This window comes from Nocardia sp. NPDC052001, assembly GCF_040680615.1.
Classification (GTDB): Bacteria; Actinomycetota; Actinomycetes; order Mycobacteriales; family Mycobacteriaceae; genus Nocardia.
Genome location: NZ_JBFAXC010000006.1, coordinates 101,755 through 117,302 on the forward strand (window position 1 = coordinate 101,755; position 15,548 = coordinate 117,302).

Annotated in this window: 14 protein-coding genes; 8 read left to right on the top strand and 6 right to left on the bottom strand. The window is 66.9% G+C overall.

The genetic code is table 11. The features are described from left to right. Positions 1-245 precede the first annotated feature (245 nt). Positions 246-743 (top strand): LpqN/LpqT family lipoprotein, encoded by a 498-nt coding sequence (locus tag AB0L82_RS27060; RefSeq protein ID WP_364642081.1) that lies wholly within the window; start codon positions 246-248, stop codon positions 741-743. A 9-nt stretch (positions 744-752) separates the two neighbouring features. On the opposite strand, the gene rsmA is transcribed toward AB0L82_RS27060, so the two are convergent. The 3 genes from rsmA to AB0L82_RS27075 form a co-directional block, all read right to left on the bottom strand. Beyond that, positions 753-1,634, bottom strand: coding sequence for a 16S rRNA (adenine(1518)-N(6)/adenine(1519)-N(6))-dimethyltransferase RsmA (gene rsmA / locus AB0L82_RS27065; protein WP_364642084.1), 882 nt, complete (start codon positions 1,632-1,634; stop codon positions 753-755). A 104-nt stretch (positions 1,635-1,738) separates the two neighbouring features. Further along, positions 1,739-2,875 (bottom strand): lipase family protein, encoded by a 1,137-nt coding sequence (locus tag AB0L82_RS27070; RefSeq protein ID WP_364642087.1) that lies wholly within the window; start codon positions 2,873-2,875, stop codon positions 1,739-1,741. A gap of 222 nt (positions 2,876-3,097) precedes the next feature. Next, positions 3,098-4,258 carry a lipase family protein gene (locus AB0L82_RS27075; RefSeq protein WP_364642090.1) on the bottom strand — a complete coding sequence of 387 codons (1,161 nt, stop codon included), beginning with the start codon at positions 4,256-4,258 and terminating at the stop codon, positions 3,098-3,100. A 150-nt stretch (positions 4,259-4,408) separates the two neighbouring features. Here AB0L82_RS27075 and AB0L82_RS27080 point away from each other — a divergent pair, with 150 nt between their 5' ends. After that, complete coding sequence (locus AB0L82_RS27080; protein ID WP_364642964.1) at positions 4,409-5,176, top strand: SDR family oxidoreductase; 768 nt, start codon at positions 4,409-4,411, stop codon at positions 5,174-5,176. Positions 5,177-5,237: 61 nt separating this feature from the next. Here AB0L82_RS27080 and AB0L82_RS27085 read toward each other — a convergent pair whose 3' ends face one another. Both AB0L82_RS27085 and AB0L82_RS27090 read right to left on the bottom strand, forming a co-directional pair. Further along, complete coding sequence (locus AB0L82_RS27085; protein WP_364642093.1) at positions 5,238-6,365, bottom strand: transglycosylase family protein; 1,128 nt, start codon at positions 6,363-6,365, stop codon at positions 5,238-5,240. 173 nt (positions 6,366-6,538) lie between these two features. After that, a complete protein-coding gene (locus AB0L82_RS27090) occupies positions 6,539-7,366 on the bottom strand; it encodes a TatD family hydrolase (RefSeq protein WP_364642096.1) in 828 nt (275 codons plus the stop codon). Between the two features lie 67 nt (positions 7,367-7,433). Here AB0L82_RS27090 and metG point away from each other — a divergent pair, with 67 nt between their 5' ends. Then, entirely contained in the window at positions 7,434-8,993 is a 1,560-nt protein-coding gene (gene metG, locus AB0L82_RS27095) for a methionine--tRNA ligase (RefSeq protein ID WP_364642099.1), read from the top strand. On the opposite strand, the gene AB0L82_RS27100 is transcribed toward metG, so the two are convergent. Continuing rightward, positions 8,990-9,919, bottom strand: coding sequence for an SMP-30/gluconolactonase/LRE family protein (locus AB0L82_RS27100; protein WP_364642102.1), 930 nt, complete (start codon positions 9,917-9,919; stop codon positions 8,990-8,992). The two genes, metG and AB0L82_RS27100, sit on opposite strands and share 4 nt — an antisense overlap. A gap of 297 nt (positions 9,920-10,216) precedes the next feature. Between AB0L82_RS27100 and AB0L82_RS27105 the strand changes: the two genes are divergently transcribed. Genes AB0L82_RS27105 through AB0L82_RS27125 form a run of 5 tightly spaced genes read left to right on the top strand, consistent with a single transcriptional unit; the run spans position 10,217 to position 15,533 of the window. Continuing rightward, positions 10,217-11,266 (top strand): 3-oxoacyl-[acyl-carrier-protein] synthase III C-terminal domain-containing protein, encoded by a 1,050-nt coding sequence (locus AB0L82_RS27105; RefSeq protein WP_364642104.1) that lies wholly within the window; start codon positions 10,217-10,219, stop codon positions 11,264-11,266. A gap of 2 nt (positions 11,267-11,268) precedes the next feature. After that, positions 11,269-12,180, top strand: a complete 912-nt coding sequence (locus tag AB0L82_RS27110) for a hypothetical protein (protein ID WP_364642107.1) — start codon at positions 11,269-11,271, stop codon at positions 12,178-12,180. Continuing rightward, positions 12,177-14,198, top strand: a complete 2,022-nt coding sequence (locus AB0L82_RS27115; RefSeq protein ID WP_364642110.1) for an AMP-binding protein — start codon at positions 12,177-12,179, stop codon at positions 14,196-14,198. The genes AB0L82_RS27110 and AB0L82_RS27115 overlap by 4 nt, the downstream gene beginning before the upstream one ends. Before the next feature lies 1 nt (position 14,199). Continuing rightward, the gene (locus AB0L82_RS27120; protein ID WP_364642113.1) at positions 14,200-14,475 is read left to right on the top strand and encodes a hypothetical protein; all 276 of its coding nucleotides are present in this window, start codon (positions 14,200-14,202) and stop codon (positions 14,473-14,475) included. After that, positions 14,475-15,533: an NAD-dependent epimerase/dehydratase family protein gene (locus AB0L82_RS27125; RefSeq protein ID WP_364642116.1), complete on the top strand. Its 1,059-nt coding sequence runs from the start codon at positions 14,475-14,477 to the stop codon at positions 15,531-15,533. The genes AB0L82_RS27120 and AB0L82_RS27125 overlap by 1 nt, the downstream gene beginning before the upstream one ends. The last annotated feature ends 15 nt before the right edge of the window (positions 15,534-15,548 follow it).

Here is a 15,548-nt window from a genome sequence, read left to right on the forward strand (position 1 = left end):
GCGCATCCGGGCTCACCGGCGCTATGGCCGGGATCCACCGCAACCGTCGCGGTACGGACGGTGTGGATCCCGGCCAAAAGCATGCCGGGATGACGGGGAGCGGTCGCTCCGCGTCGCGGAGGGGCGGGAGCGCCTTCGATCGTGACCGGTAGCGGGCGGGTGGTGTGCGCCTGGAATGGTTCGTGTTCAATGGCTGGCGAACGCGGTGGGGACCGCCTCGCCCGCGATGCCGAGGAGCAGAGTTCGTGACGACTATTGCCGAGTACCTGGCCGCAGCGGAGATCGAGATCGCGCCGGTGCAGCCGGGCGAGGCCGGGACACCGCGGGTCGAGTTGCCGCTCGCCGACAGCTGGCAGGCCGTGGACGCCGCCATGTTCCCGGGCGCGTACGGCGTCTTCACCCGCCCGCCGGAGAACGGCTGGGCCGACAATGTCGTGCTGCTGGTGGGCCGGCTGTCCAAGCCGTCGAACCCGGCCGAACTGCTGGAGTCGGCGTTCGCCGATGCCCGCCAACTGCCGGACTGGCGTGAGCTCGGCGCGGAAATCGCCGACTACCAAGGCTTTCCGTCAGCGGCGGTGAGCGGCACCTATTCCGTGGACGCCCTCGTCCTGTGGGTGCACACCCGCTATGTGATTGTCCCCGTTGGCAATTACGAATACCTGGTGCAGCTCACCGTGACCGCGCGCGCCGACGGCGACGGAATCGAAGACGGGCTGCTCGATGCCCTGCGAATCCAGGTGTAGCGACTCGGTTCACGCCTGCGCGGCCAGGCGGACGAAGGCCGCGGTGTCGAGGGTCTCACCGCGGGCGGTGGGGGCGATTCCCGCTGCCACCAAACGCCTTTCGGCCTCGGCGGGAGAGCCCGCCCAACCGGCGAGCGCGGCGCGCAGGGTCTTGCGCCGCTGCGCGAAGGCGGCGTCGATGACCTCGAAGACCTTCTTGCGGTGATCCTCGTCCATCGGCCAGGGCGCCTCGGCGTAGCGGTCGATGCGCACCAGACCGGATTCGACCTGCGGTACCGGCCAGAAGATTTGGCGGCCGACCGTGCCGGAGCGGCGGACGGTGCCGAAGAAGCCCGCCTTCACGCTGGGCACGCCGTAGATGCGGCCGCCGGGGATGGCGGCGAGGCGGTCGGCGACCTCGAGCTGCACCATGATGAGAGTGGTTCGGATGCTGGGGAATTCGGCCAGCAGATGCAGCAGGACCGGAACGGCCACGTTGTAGGGCAGGTTCGCGACCAGCGCCGTGGGTGCGGCGGGCAGATCGGCGGCCTGCACCCGCAGGGCGTCCTTCTCCACAACCGTGAGCCGGTCGGCGAGTTCCGGGGCGCGGTCGGCGACGGTGCCGGGAAGGTGTCCGGCCAGCACCGGATCGATCTCGACGGCGATCACCCGATCCGCGACATCGAGCAGGGCCAGGGTGAGCGAGCCGAGTCCGGGACCGACCTCGAGGGCCACGTCATCGCCGGTGACCCCGGCCGCCGACACGATGCGCCGCATGGTGTTGGCATCGTGCACGAAGTTCTGTCCGAGCTGCTTGGTCGGGCGCACACCGAATCGCTCGGCCATCGCCCGCACCTCGGCGGGACCTAGCAGGGCGGCTTTTCCACGAGCGGCGATTTCGGGTTCGGACACCCTGCGAAACCTATCAACCCGCGTGCGCCGCTCCGGCCTCGCCCCGCGGCCGACACGCGCCCGCCCGATGCGATCCCCTCCAGGCCGCATCGGGCGGGCGGCGGTCAGGACTGGACCGGAGTGGCCAGCACCCGGTTGCCGAAGTCCTCGATGGCGGCCCACATCGCCGGATTCAACTGGCAGTGCGTACCGGTGCCGACGACCGTGTCGAAGTCGACGCCATTGGCCGCGAACTGTGCGGCGAGCGCACCGTGCAGCGGGGACGGGACGGTGGTGTCGGTGGCATTGAGCAGCAGCAGGATCGGCGCGTCATAGCCCCGGACCGGAACGGTCATATAGTCCCGTAGCACCGCCGGGAACGGGCCCTCGGACAGCGGGCGCGCGAGCAGCTCGCCCATCGACACCTGCGACATGCGCTTGGAGATGGCGGGCAGGCATTGGGTCCCGATGTCATCGAGCAGTCGTCGGCCGCGCTCGGTCAGATAGCTGTCGACCTGTGCGTCGGGGCGGGCGGCGCGCATACCCGCCAGGATGCTGGTGCTGAAAGCGCCTACGCCACTGCCGATTTCACCGGGCAGCCGCGGCACCCAGGGACCGGCGATGGGCAGCGCCTTCTCCACATCCGAGGCCGGATCGATGGCGATGGTGCCGCGGAAATCGAGATCCGGTGCGGCCGACGACTGCAGGTGCGCGGTGCCCAGTGAGGCATGACCGCCCTGCGACATACCGGTCACCGCCCAGGTGCGCGACAGCCCGGGATTCGCGGCACGCGCGGCGCGCACCATATCGATGGTGGCGGTCGCCTCGGTGCGCAGTTCGAGATACGGGTGCGGGCCGGTATCGAATACGCCGAGGCCCAGATGGTCGGGGGCGACGACGGCGAATCCCCTGGAGACGAAGTACCGCATCAGCGTCTCGTCGGCCGCTAGCGCGTCCGGCATCGGCGCGGTCGCCGGATCGGACTGGCCGCCGCAGTTCGCGCCGAGGCCGGTGGTGCCGTGGTTGTAGGCCATGATCGGCCAGCCGCCCGCGGGAGCCGGACCCGCCGGGACGAACATGGCCCCGCTGGCCCGGACCTGTTCGCCATTGGATCGGGTGGTCCAGTACTCCACCAGGGAGCCGTTCGCGATGCCGTGATAGCTATCGGGCTGACGGGTTGCCGAGATCAGTGACCCGGGTGCGTCCGCCTGCGCCGGGGTCACCGGCAGCATCAGCAGCGCGCTGAACGCCACGGCGGTCATCGTAAGCCTTCGAGCAAAAGTGCTGGTAAATCTCACAAATCCTCCACCGGTTGCGCCTCGGAAGCGGGATTGCCCTTCCGAGGTGTTCACCAGACAAACTATTTGCTTGGCAGTTGCTGGACAAATTCGGGCGGAATGGAGAACGCCCGCCTGCCGAGGGGAGGCGGGCGGGCGTCCGGCGGACCGCGGGTCCCGGGCTGCGCGGTGGCCCGGATCCGGCGGTCAGGATTCGGTGGGTGTGGCGAGTACGCGCGCGGTGAAGGCGTCGATGGCCGACCACATGGCCGGATTGAGTTCGGTATGACCGCCGGTGCCGGTGACCAGGCCGAAGTCCTGGCCGTTCGCGGCGAGCTGTGCGATCAGCGCGGCGTGCAGCGGTGAGGGCACCACCATGTCGGTCACGTTGATCAGCAACAGGATCGGCGCGTTGTAGCCGGAGGTCGGCAGGGTCATGTACTCGTTGATGGCGGCGCGGAAACGATCGTCGCCGAGCGGGCGGGCGAGCAGATCACCGACCGAGGTGCCGTCCACAACCTTCATGATGTCGTTGAAGCACAGGCTCCCGGCGCGATCCAGCACGTCCTGACCGCGCGGGGTCAAATAGCTGTTCAGATCGAGTTCGGGATGGGTGGCGCGCAATCCGGCGAGCATGCTGACGACGAATCCGTCGATGGCATTACCGTTCTGGCCCGGAATCTCCGGCACGTACGGACCGGCCAGGGGTACGAACTTCTCCACATCCGAGGCCGGGTCCGAGGCGATGGTGCCGCGGAAATCCAGCTCGGGGGCATAGCTCGCCTGCAGGTTCGCCGCGCCCAGCGCCGCGTGCCCGCCCTGCGAGAATCCGGTCAGCGCCCAGGTTTTCGACAGTTCCGGATGCGCTTCGCGGGCGGCGCGCACCAGATCGATGGTGGCGGTGGCCTCGGTGCGGGTCTCCAGATAGGGGTGCGGGCCGGTATCGAATTTGCCGAGTCCGAGGAAGTCGGGGGCGACCACCGCGAAGCCCTTGTTCACGAAGTACTGGAGGATCGCGTCCTCCTTGGGGCGGCTGAAGCGGCTCACATCGCTCTGCCCGCCGCAGCCGGAACCGAGGCCGGAGGTGCCGTGGTCGTAGGCCATGATCGGCCAGCCGTTGGCGGGGGCCGGGCCGGGCGGAATGATGAGCGCGCCGCTGGCCTGCACGGGTTCACCGTTGGAGCGGGTGGTCCAGTAGTCCACGCTGGAGCCGTTGGACATACCGCGCCAGCCGTCGGGATGTGCGGTCGTATCGATCACGGTGCCCGCCGTCGCGGCGTGCGCGGGGGCTCCCGGGATCATGAGCAGCGAACCCGCCGAGGCCATGGCGGCGGTGAAAATCCGCGCGCGCCAACCGAACAACCGCATTAATCCTCCATCAGGCCCGACCCTGGAACAATTCGACAGCGGGATTGAGCTTAGCTATTAGATCAACCGTCCAGTATGAGAAAACTCTGTGATCGGCGATTTCGGCCAACCATTGACGCGTAGTGAAACTTGTTCTAATTTCGCGCCATGTTGCGCAGATACGACGGACGTCGAGTACTCGTCACCGGAGCAGGCTCCGGAATCGGCCAGGGCATCGCCCTGCGCCTGCTCTCCGAAGGCGCCCAGCTGGTCGCCGCCGATATCAATGACAGCGGCCTGCAGGCCACCATCGACGCCACCCCGGCCGATTCCCGGGACCGGCTGCACACCCTGAATCTGAATGTCGCCGATCCCGAATCCGTGCGCGCGGTACTCGGGCAGGCCGTCGAATTCCTCGGCGGGCTGGACGTATTGGTGAACGGCGCGGGCATCATGCGCGCCGGGCACACCCACGAACTGCCCCTGGAGACCTGGAATCAGGTGCTCACGGTCAACCTCACCGGCACCTTCCTGATGACCCAGGCCGCGCTGCCGACGCTGCTCGAATCACCGCACGGCGGTGTGGTGGTGAACTTCTCCTCCACCTCCGCGTTCGGCTCGGTGCCGTACATGGCCGCGTACGCCGCGTCCAAGGCGGGCGTGAACGCCTTCACCCACGCCATCGCGCTCGAATACGTGAAAAAGGGTCTGCGCGCGGTGAATATCGTGCCCGGCGGCATCGGCACCAGCCTCACCGCAGGACTGGACCTGCCCGCCGATTCGGATTGGTCGCTGCTGGCGCGACTGCCCGGATGGATCGAGGGCGGCGCGCTGGGCAAGCCCGAGGATGTCGCGGGCGCGGTCGCCATGGTGGCGTCGGATGACGGTCGCTATATGACCGGCACCGAACTGCGCGTCGACGGCGGCGCGTTGATGTAGCCCCCGAACCCCCGAAGGTCGCGCCCGAATTCGGTTCGGGCGCTTACCCATATCTCGTGCGCTAACTGATGCCGAGGCGGCTGGTGCAGGCGGGCCAGGCGCCCCAGCCCTGGCGGGCGCGGGTTACCTCCGCGATGGCGATCTGTTCTTCGCGGGTGGCGAGGTCGGCGCGCGGGGCGTAGCGGGTGCCGCCCTGGCGTTCCCAGGTGCTCTGGTCGAACTGGATGCCGCCGTAGTAGCCGTTACCGGTGTTGATGGCCCAGTTGCCGGTGGATTCGCATTTGGCGAGGGCGTCCCAGATGGGGCCGTCCTTGACCTCGGGCACCTCGGTGCCGGGTTTCGCGCCCTTGCGAATGGTCTTGGGTGCGGCGGGGACGACCACGGTGGATTGCACCGGATCCTTGCCCGCCTCTTTGCCGTTCACGATGGAGACGGCGAAGGTGACGTCCTGGGTGCCCGGTACGCCCGGATTCTCGACGATAGTGCGGCTCATATTGAGCGTCGGATCCTGGATGATGCTCTCCGGCGGATCCAAAGGCACCCGCTCGGTGCGCTTTTCGATCACCTTGCGGGTGACCACGATCTTCATACCGTCGGTGAGCGGTGTGGTCGGAGACGGTTCGACCGAATCCTGATTGACCAGCGGACGCCCCTGCACCTCCAGCAGCTGCCCGACGGTCGGCGCGGCCAATCGCACCAGCGACGGCGCGCTGCCGTTATCGGCGAGCTCCACGGTGCGCGGATTGGTGATGAGCAATTGCGCGCCCTCGAGCGGCAGCGGGGTGGGCCGCGAGGGCGAACTGAACACGTCGCGGGGCAGATTCAGCTTCACGATGGCCTCGGCCACGGTGAGCGCGGTGGTCCACGCCTTGGATCGGGTGCCGTCGACGATGAGCGAGACCTCGCGCGCGCGATTGAGCCGGATGGTCGCGCCGTCGCCGATTCGTGAACCGGGCGAAGGGGATACGTCATCACGCGCGTCGATGGCGTACCCGGCGTCCTTGAGAATGCCGCGCACATTCAGGTACATGGTGTCGTGCACGGTGGCCTGCCCGTCCACCACGACCGTGATGGTCTTCTTGTTCACAATGGCCAGGCCCGCGCCGACGATGAGCGTGACAAGCATCGCCGCGATGGCGCCGTACAGCATCGGCGACCGCGACGAGTTGATCTTCGTCATGGCTTTCATCGGAAATCCCGGCATGGTCACAGTACGATAACGAGGCGGTCAGGGATTGACAACCGTTTCACCCGGACCGGCGGATACCGAAATCACGAACCGATATCGAGTCGCAGGTAAATCACGATCGCACTGGATCATAGTGAGCGGGACCACATCCGCAAAGCGGGGCGGTCGGATTCTCAGATTCCGTAGACCCGGCGCGCATTCGCGGTGGTGACCTTGGCCAGTGTGACCGGATCCTGTTCCCGAATCTCGGCCAGCGCGCGCAAGGTGTACGGCAGCATGTACGACTCGTTCGGCGCACCGCGGAACGGATGCGGAGTCAGGAACGGCGCGTCCGTTTCGACCAGAATCTGATCTTCCGGAACGATTTTCGCGGCCTCCCGCAATTCATGAGCATTCTTGAAGCTCACCGTTCCGGAGAAACTCAGCACATAGCCTTCGTCGACGCACGCCTGCGCCATATTCGCATCGGACGAAAAGCAGTGGAAGATAACGGTTTCCGGCGCGCCCTCATCCAGCAGCACGGTCAGCAGATCGTGATCGGCCTCGCGATTGTGAATCATGAGCGGTTTGCCCAGGCGCTTGGCGAGATCGATATGCCAGCGGAAACCCTCCACCTGATCCTCGATATCGGCGCAGCCCTCCAGCTTGCCGGGCCAGTAGTAATCCAGACCCGTCTCACCGACCGCGACCACGCGCGGATCCGCGGCCAGGCGCTCGAGCTCGGCTTTGGCGGCCTCGTGGAGGGCATTGGCGCGGGTCGGATGCAACGCCACCGCCGCGAATACCCGGTGATCCCAGTTCGCGGCCTGTACCGCGAAACGCGCCGCGTCGAGATCGTCGGCGACCGTCACGACCTCGCGCACGCCCACCTTTTGCGCCCGATCCACAATGGCCGCAACCGATTCGGCGTCGGTGGCACCGCACGCGTCCAGATGGGTATGCGCGTCGATGAGCGGGAACAGCGGCTCCGGCGGTTCGGGAGCGGGTCGGCTGTTACGCATGGGCGACACCTGCCACGGGGATATTCACGCGAGCGACTACGGGCACGCAGATTAGAGTAGACACACCATGAGCGCATCCGAACGCCCCGCCTTCTATGTCACCACGGCCATCGCGTACCCGAATGGCGCCCCGCACATCGGGCACGCCTACGAGTACATCTCCACCGATGCGCTGGCCCGCTTCAAGCGGCTCGACGGATTCGACGTGTTCTTCATGACCGGAACCGATGAACACGGTCAGAAAGTGCAGCAGGCCGCCAAGGCCGCCGGGGAATCCGAGGCGGAGTACGCGGCGCGCAATTCGGACGTGTTCGAGACCATGGACAAGGCACTCGATGTCTCGTTCGATCGGTTCATCCGGACCACCGACGCGGACCATCAGGCCGCCTCCATCGCCATCTGGGAGCGGATGGCCGAGCGCGGTGACGTCTACCTCGACACCTACGCGGGCTGGTACTCGGTGCGCGATGAGGCGTTCTACAACGAGGACGAGACCACCCTGCTCGAGGACGGCACCCGCGTCTCCACCGACACCAAGACCCCCGTCGAGTGGACCGAGGAGTCGAACTACTTCTTCCGGCTGTCCAACTACCAGGACAAGCTGCTCGAACTGTACGAGACCAAGCCGGAATTCATCGGTCCCGCGACCCGGCGCAACGAGATCGTCTCGTACGTCAAGGCCGGGCTGAAGGATCTGTCCATCTCGCGCACCACCTTCGACTGGGGTGTGCCGGTGCCGGGCGATCCGGCGCACGTCATGTACGTGTGGGTGGACGCGCTCACCAACTACCTCACCGGTGTGGGCTTCCCCGATACGGATTCGGCCGCCTTCGGGAAGTTCTGGCCCGCGGATGTGCACATCATCGGCAAGGACATCACGCGCTTCCACGCGGTGTACTGGCCCGCCTTCCTGATGTCCGCCGGAATCGAGCTGCCCAAGCGGGTTTTCGCGCACGGGTTCGTCTTCCACAAGGGCGAGAAGATGTCCAAGTCGACCGGCAATGTGGTGTCGCCGACCGATCTGGTGGACACCTACGGGCTCGACGCCGTGCGGTTCTTCCTGCTGCGCGAGATCTCCTACGGGCAGGACGGGGCGTACAGCCACGACAGCATCGTGAGCCGGATCAATACCGATCTGGCCAACGAGTACGGCAATCTGGCCCAGCGCTGCCTGAAGATGGTGGCTCGCGACTTCGGCGGTGTGGTCCCGGCCCCCGGCGAATTCACCGATGAGGACAACGCCATGCTGGCGCTCGCGGGTGAACTGCTCGGTCAGGTGCGCGCCGAATTCGACCAGCAGCAAATCCATTTGGGGCTCGAGCACCTGTGGAACACACTGCGCGAAGCGAATCGGTACTTCTCCGCGCAGGCGCCGTGGACGCTGGCCAAAGCCGGTACGCCCGAGGACATCGCGCGCGAGGGCACCATCCTCTACGTGACCATGGAGGTCGTCCGCATCGTCACGCTGCTGACGCAGCCGGTGATTCCGGGTTCGGCCGCCAAGATCCTGGATCTGCTGGGTCAGACCGGCCGCGACTTCGCCGATATCGCCACCCCGATCCAGCCGGGCACCGCCCTGCCGGATCCGGAAGTGGTGTTCCCGAAGTACGTGGAGCCCAGGAACTAACGCGTCAACCGGGTGACGGTGCCGAGAAAACCGGTGGCGTACAACGAGTTCGGGTCCCAGCCGGGACCCGAACCGAAACGCACCGAGGAGGCGAACGGCAGGCCGGTCGCGATGGTGCAGAAGGTTCCGGCGTCCGGATCCACTCGCACCACCTGACCGGCGGCATTCAGCGCGACATACACCGCGCCGTCCGGGCCGACGGTCAAATCGTCCGCGGAATTGAGCGGACCGAAACCGGGCAGGGTAATTCGCCGCGGCGCGGCGTCGGGACGATCGATATCGATGGCGGCGATTGCGGTGACGGCATCGAACGTGGTGGACACGAATAATTCGCGCCGCACCGGGTCGTAGGCCAGGCCATTTGTGGAATTCAGTCCGGGGGCCAGCGCGTGCGCCCCGGAACCGTCGGCGGCGACCCGGGTAATTACCGCATCCGGGCCCAGATCGCGACTCACGGCGAAACCGCCGTCCGGCAATTGGGCCAGGCCATTGGGCATATGCAGGCCGGTGGCGACGGTGGTCACGGTCCCGGTGGCCAGATCGACCGAGACAATCTTGCCGTCCGGGCTGTTGGTGACGCCGCTGGCGAATGTATTACCGGAGTTCACATACGCTTTGCCCGCATTGACGACGATGCCACCGGGCGATTCCACCGCCGCGGCGAGCGTATGCGTGCCGTCGGAGGTGAGCCGATACAGGCCGCCGCCACTACCGGTGAGGGAGATCTCCGAGAGCAGCAGGCCGCCGCCGCCATCGAAGGCGAGGTTCTCCAGGCTGCCGAAGCCGGAGGCGACGGTCGCGGCCGCCCAAGTGCCGCAGACCGTGGATTCCGGTGCGGCAGTTGCCATTCCGGGCACGCCGAGCGTGAATCCCGCGCCGAGTTGCGCGGCCACCAGGCCACCTACCAGGGCTTTCCGTATGCGCATGGGCACAACCATGCCGTACTCCGCATACGAAATCCACTGTCGCCCAGACAGTTTCACTTGGAAGTATGTGTAACTTCGAGTTACATCACAAGCGCGCAGTGTGGCGCGTGAAGTCCCTCACAGCGCGCATTCGCGGCTATTCATAGGACGATGCTCTCACCGGCGAAAACTGTTGCCAACCACAATGTCTCAGACAGTTTCGTGCCACTGTGTCCGGTCGCCGCGATAGTTACCGTCGGGTAGCGTCTTGCCCGTCACCGATTCAGATTGCATTTCTTCGTACTTTCAGGAGTCCCCGTGTCGCATTCTCGATTCGAGTCGATAGGCGCTTATCTGCCATCAAATCGTGTAACCACCGAGGATCTCGTCGCCCGATTGAAGACGGCGCCGGGTTTCGATCTCGAAAAAATCACGGGCGTCAAGGAACGACGCTTCCGCGATACTACCCCCGAAAACGCCGAAGACTCCTACATTCTCGCGATGAATGCCGCGCAGGACTGTCTTTCCAGGTCACAGTATGCGGCCTCGGATCTCGACGTGATCATCTCCACCTCGATCACGCGGAGTAAGGGCACCCGGATGTATATGGAGCCGTCATTCGCCGGTTCCCTCGCCCGTGAACTCGGCGCGCGCCCGGACACCATTTCTTTCGACCTTTCCAATGCCTGCGCCGGAATGATGACCGGCACCTACATTCTCGATCGAATGATTCGCTCGGGTGCGGTGAAACGCGGCATGGTGGTCAGCGGCGAGGCAATTACGCCCATTGCCGAAACGGCCGTCAACGAGATCACCGAGAAATACGATCTGCAATTCGCATCGCTGACGGTCGGCGATTCGGGTGCGGCCATTGTTCTCGACGAGGCCGTCGATGACAACGACAAGATCCACTACATCGAACTCGCCACCGCGTCGGAGTTCTCGCACCTGTGCCTGGGCATGCCCAGTGAGAAGTCACAGGGTGTGTCGCTGTACACCGATAACCGCAAGATGCACAACGAATCCCGCTTCCTGCTGTGGACCGACACCCAGGGCAACTTCATGGCGGGCCAGGGAAAGACCTTCGCGGACGAGGGCTTCGACTACATGATCCACCACCAGTTCGGCGCCGCCGCGATCCCGTTCATGAACGCGATCGCCGAGCGCGAGTTCGGCGCGCCGATGCCGCCGGATCTGAACGTCATCGAGAAGTACGGAAACACTTCCACCACTTCGCATTTCATCGTGCTGCACGATCAGCTCAGCCAGCAGAACATCGCCGCGGGATCCAAGATCCTGATGGTCCCGGCCGCCTCCGGCGTCGTCGGGGGCTTCCTGTCCACCACGATTTCATCCCTGAAGGTCTGATCATGGGCGTGCGCATCAAATCCACCGGAATCAGCCGGGCCGAAAGCACTTTCAGCATTGTCGAGCACAGCGGCGCGGCCGCGCGCCAGAGCATGGAGCGGGCCGGGGTTCGCCCCGATCAGGTCGGCGTGCTCATCAACGCGGGCATCTTCCGCGATACCAACACCGTGGAACCCGCTGTGTCGGCGCTGATTCAGAAGGAAGCCGGGATCGGGCTGGACTACACCAAGGACGATCCGCGGTCGTTCTCCTTCGATCTCATGAACGCCGGTGTCGGCGTGCTCAACGCGGTGCAGGTGGCGCAGTCCATCCTGGAGACCGGCAGCGCCGAGCACGTGCTCATCGTGTCGGGCGACACCCACCCCTCGCTGAAGCGGGGCGCGGCGGATGACGAATTCCCCTATGCCACAGCGGGTGCGGCGCTGCTGCTGGCGCGCAGCGAGGACGAAGAGGGCTTCGGCCGCGTGCACACCGTCTCCGGCGGCGGCACCCCCGGCATCGAGTCGTACGTGGATGTGGCGACCATGGGCACCAACGGTCGTGAGCTCATGACCGTCGTCCGCGAGCCCGACGCCGAGGCGCGCCTGCTGGCGCTCGCCGCCGACGCCGCCCGGCTCGCGCTGTCCGAGTCGGATCCGGAGCAGGCGAGCACCGCGCTCATCGCCTCCACCCCGACCGCCGGATTCCCGGAGCTGCTGGCCGCCGAGCTCGGCATCGCGCCGAACGCGGTCTTCACCCCCGATCTGTCCCAGGGCGATCCGCACACCGCGGCGCTGCCGCTGGCGTACGACGCGGCCGTGGCGAACCGTTCCCTGGACGCCTTCAGCCATGTACTGTTCGTCGCCGCCGGCGCCGGACCGTCCGCCGCGGCGGTGCTCTACCGGCTCCCGGCCGCCGTCGGAGCCGCGGCGTGACCATCGCGACCTACTGGCAGGCCATCGACCGCTTCCGCGCGGTCGTGGCCGACCAGCCGGACCGGGAGGCGGTGATCTTCCCGCAGGGGCAGACCGCCACCGGCCTCCCGGAGTACCGGCAGCTCACCTATCGCGAACTCGACGCCTGGTCCGACACCATCGCCGCGCATCTGGCCGCGGCCGGGGTCGGCCGCGGCACCCGCACCATCGTGCTGGTGCTGCCCAGCCCGGAGCTCTACGCGATCATGCTGGGGCTCTTGAAGATCGGCGCGGTCCCGGTGGTCATCGACCCGGGTATGGGCCTGCGCAAAATGCTCAACTGCCTGCGCGCCGCCGATGCCGAGGCCTTCATCGGCATTCCGCAGGCGCACGCCGCCCGCGTGCTGTTCCGCAAGTACTTCCGCGATGTGCGGGTGAAGATCACCGTCGGCCCGCGCTGGCTCTGGGGCGGGCAGACGCTACAGAGCTGGGGTGCACCCGCGAGCACGGAAGCCGTTGCCGCCCATGGTGATAGCGCTGAAGCGTCGAGTGTGGGCACCGATCCCACCGGCATTCCGACCCCGGCCGCGGCCGCCGCGCGCGATGGGTCCGGTGGCGCGGGCCGAACCCCGCGAGTAGCCGGGCCGATCAATGCACGGGTGCGCGAATTGCTTGTCTCGCTGGAGAATTCGGAGTCCAAGCCCGGGGTTGCCGTCGCGCGGGCGGCCGCTACCGCTGATCGGCTGCGGCCGGTGGTGGGTGCGCGGTTGCGCACGCTGCGGGACACCACCGTGGGCGCACGGGCGCGCTGGGAACAGGTCGCCGGAGGATCCGTTGCCGCCGTGGCCCCTTCGGCGCTACTGGCGGATCGGGTGCCCGCGCCCGCCGACGAGCTGCTGCTGATCGCGTACACCACGGGTAGCACCGGTCCCGCCAAGGCCGTGGAGATGACGCACGGGAATCTGTCGTCCATGATCGAGCAGGTGCACGCGGCGCGCGGCCGGGTGGCCCCGGACACCTCGCTGATCACTCTGCCGCTGGTGGGCATTCTGGACATGCTGCTGGGCGCGCGGTGCGTACTGCCGCCGCTGGTGCCGAGTCAGGTCGGTTCCACCGATCCGGCGTTCGTGGCCGATGCGGTGAACCGGTTCGGGGTGCGGACCATGTTCGCCTCGCCCGCCGTATTGATCCCGCTGCTGCGGTATCTGGAGCGCACCGGGACGAAAATCCCCACGCTGCACAGCATTTACTCCGGTGGCGCACCGGTCCCGGACTGGTGCATCGCCGGATTGCGGCAGGTGCTGTCCGAGGACTCCGAGGTGCACGCCGGATACGGCTCCACCGAGGCGCTGCCCATGTCGACCATCGAATCCCGGGAACTGCTGGGCGGCTTGGTCGAACGGGCGCACAGCGGTGAGGGCACCTGCATCGGACGGCCCGCCGAGGGCGTGCGCGCCCGGCTGGTGGCCATCACCGATGAACCGCTGCCCACCTGGGCCGACGCCGAGGCGCGCGAGGCCGAACTGGTCGCCACCCGCGGCATCGGCGAACTCGTGGTCGCGGGACCGAATGTGAGCACCCGGTACTACTGGCCGCAGTCCGCCAATCTGGCGGGCAAGATCGCCGACGGCGAGACCGTCTGGCATCGCACCGGCGATCTCGCCTGGATCGACCAGGAGGGCCGGATCTGGTTCTGCGGGCGCAAGAGTCAGCGCGTGCACACCGCCGCCGGGCCGATGTTCTCGGTGCAGGTGGAGCAGGTCTTCAATACGCTGCCCGGCGTCATCCGCACCGCGCTGGTCGGGGTCGGCGAACGCGGTGCGCAGCGACCGGTGCTGTGCGTCGAAGCCGAACCCGGCACCGACACGGTGCTGCTGGCGGCGGAATTGCGCAGTCGGGCGGTGGAATTCGAGGTCACGACGACTGTGTCCCGATTCCTGTTCCATCCCGGGTTCCCCGTGGACATCCGCCACAATGCCAAGATCGGGCGCGAACAGCTGGCCATCTGGGCGACGGCGCAGCTCGGAGAGGGAGCGTGACATGTCTCTGAAAACCACTGCCCTGCGGGCGATTCCGATTCTCGGCTGGCTGTACCTGGCCGCCGGGCTGATCGCCGCACTGGTCGGCCACGCACCCGCGAACCGGGTGCTGCGCGCGATCTGGTGGATCGACGCGTTCCTGAGCATCGTGGTGCACGCCGCGCAGATCCCGGCGGCGTTGAAGGCGGCCGAATCCTCCGACCGCTCACCCGTCGAAACCGCTGTCCTGACCCAGATCTTCGGGGCCACCTGGTGGAAGACGCAGGAGGCCGCCTGATGTCCGAGAGCAGGAAGAAGGCGCTCGTCACCGGCGCTTCCGGATTCCTGGGCGGCGCCATCACGCGCCGCCTGGTGCGCGAGGGCGGCTATGACGTCGCGATTCTGGTGCGCCCCACCAGTAATCTGCGCGATCTGGCCGATGTCATCGATCAGGTCGAGGTGGTGCACGGCGATCTCACCGATCACCTCTCCCTGGAACGCGCCACCAAGGGCGTCGATGTGGTCTTCCACAGCGCCGCCCGGGTCGACGAACGCGGCACGCGTGCCCAGTTCGTGGCCGAGAACCTCACCGCCACACAGCATTTGCTCGATGGCGCACGCCGCAACGGCGCACAGCGGTTCGTGTTCATCTCCAGTCCCAGCGCGCTCATGGATCGCGATGGCGGGGATCAGGTGAACATCGATGAATCGGTGCCGTATCCGACCAGGTTCCTGAACCTGTACTCCGAGACCAAGGCCGCCGCCGAGCGCGCGGTGCTCGCGGCGAACGGCACGGGTTTCACCACCTGCGCGCTGCGGCCGCGGGCCATCTGGGGTGCGGGCGACCGCTCCGGGCCCATCGTGCGACTGCTCAGCCGGGCCGCCGCGGGATCGCTGCCGGATCTGTCCTACGGCAAGGCCGTGTACGCCTCGCTGTGCCACGTCGAGAATATCGCCGAGGCTTCGGTGCGGGCGGCCGCGTCCGAAAAGGTCGGCGGCAAAGCGTATTTCGTCGCCGATGCGGAGCAGACGAATGTCTGGGGCTTCCTCGGCGAGGTCGCCGTCGGACTCGGCTACGCCGCGCCAAGCAGGCAGCCGAACCAGCGAGTGCTGAACGCGGCCGTCACCATTCTGGACGCCGTCTGGAAGGTGCCGTTCATCGCGACTCGCTGGTCGCCGCCGCTGTCGCGGTACGCGGTGGCGCTCATGACGCGTACCGCAACCTACGACACCGCCGCCGCCACAACGGATTTCGGCTACCAGCCGGTTGTGGACCGGGATACCGGACTGGCCGATTTCCTGGCCTGGCTGGACGCCCAGGGCGGCGTCGTGAAACTCACCGAAAACCTGCGATAACGCAGTCAGCGCGCG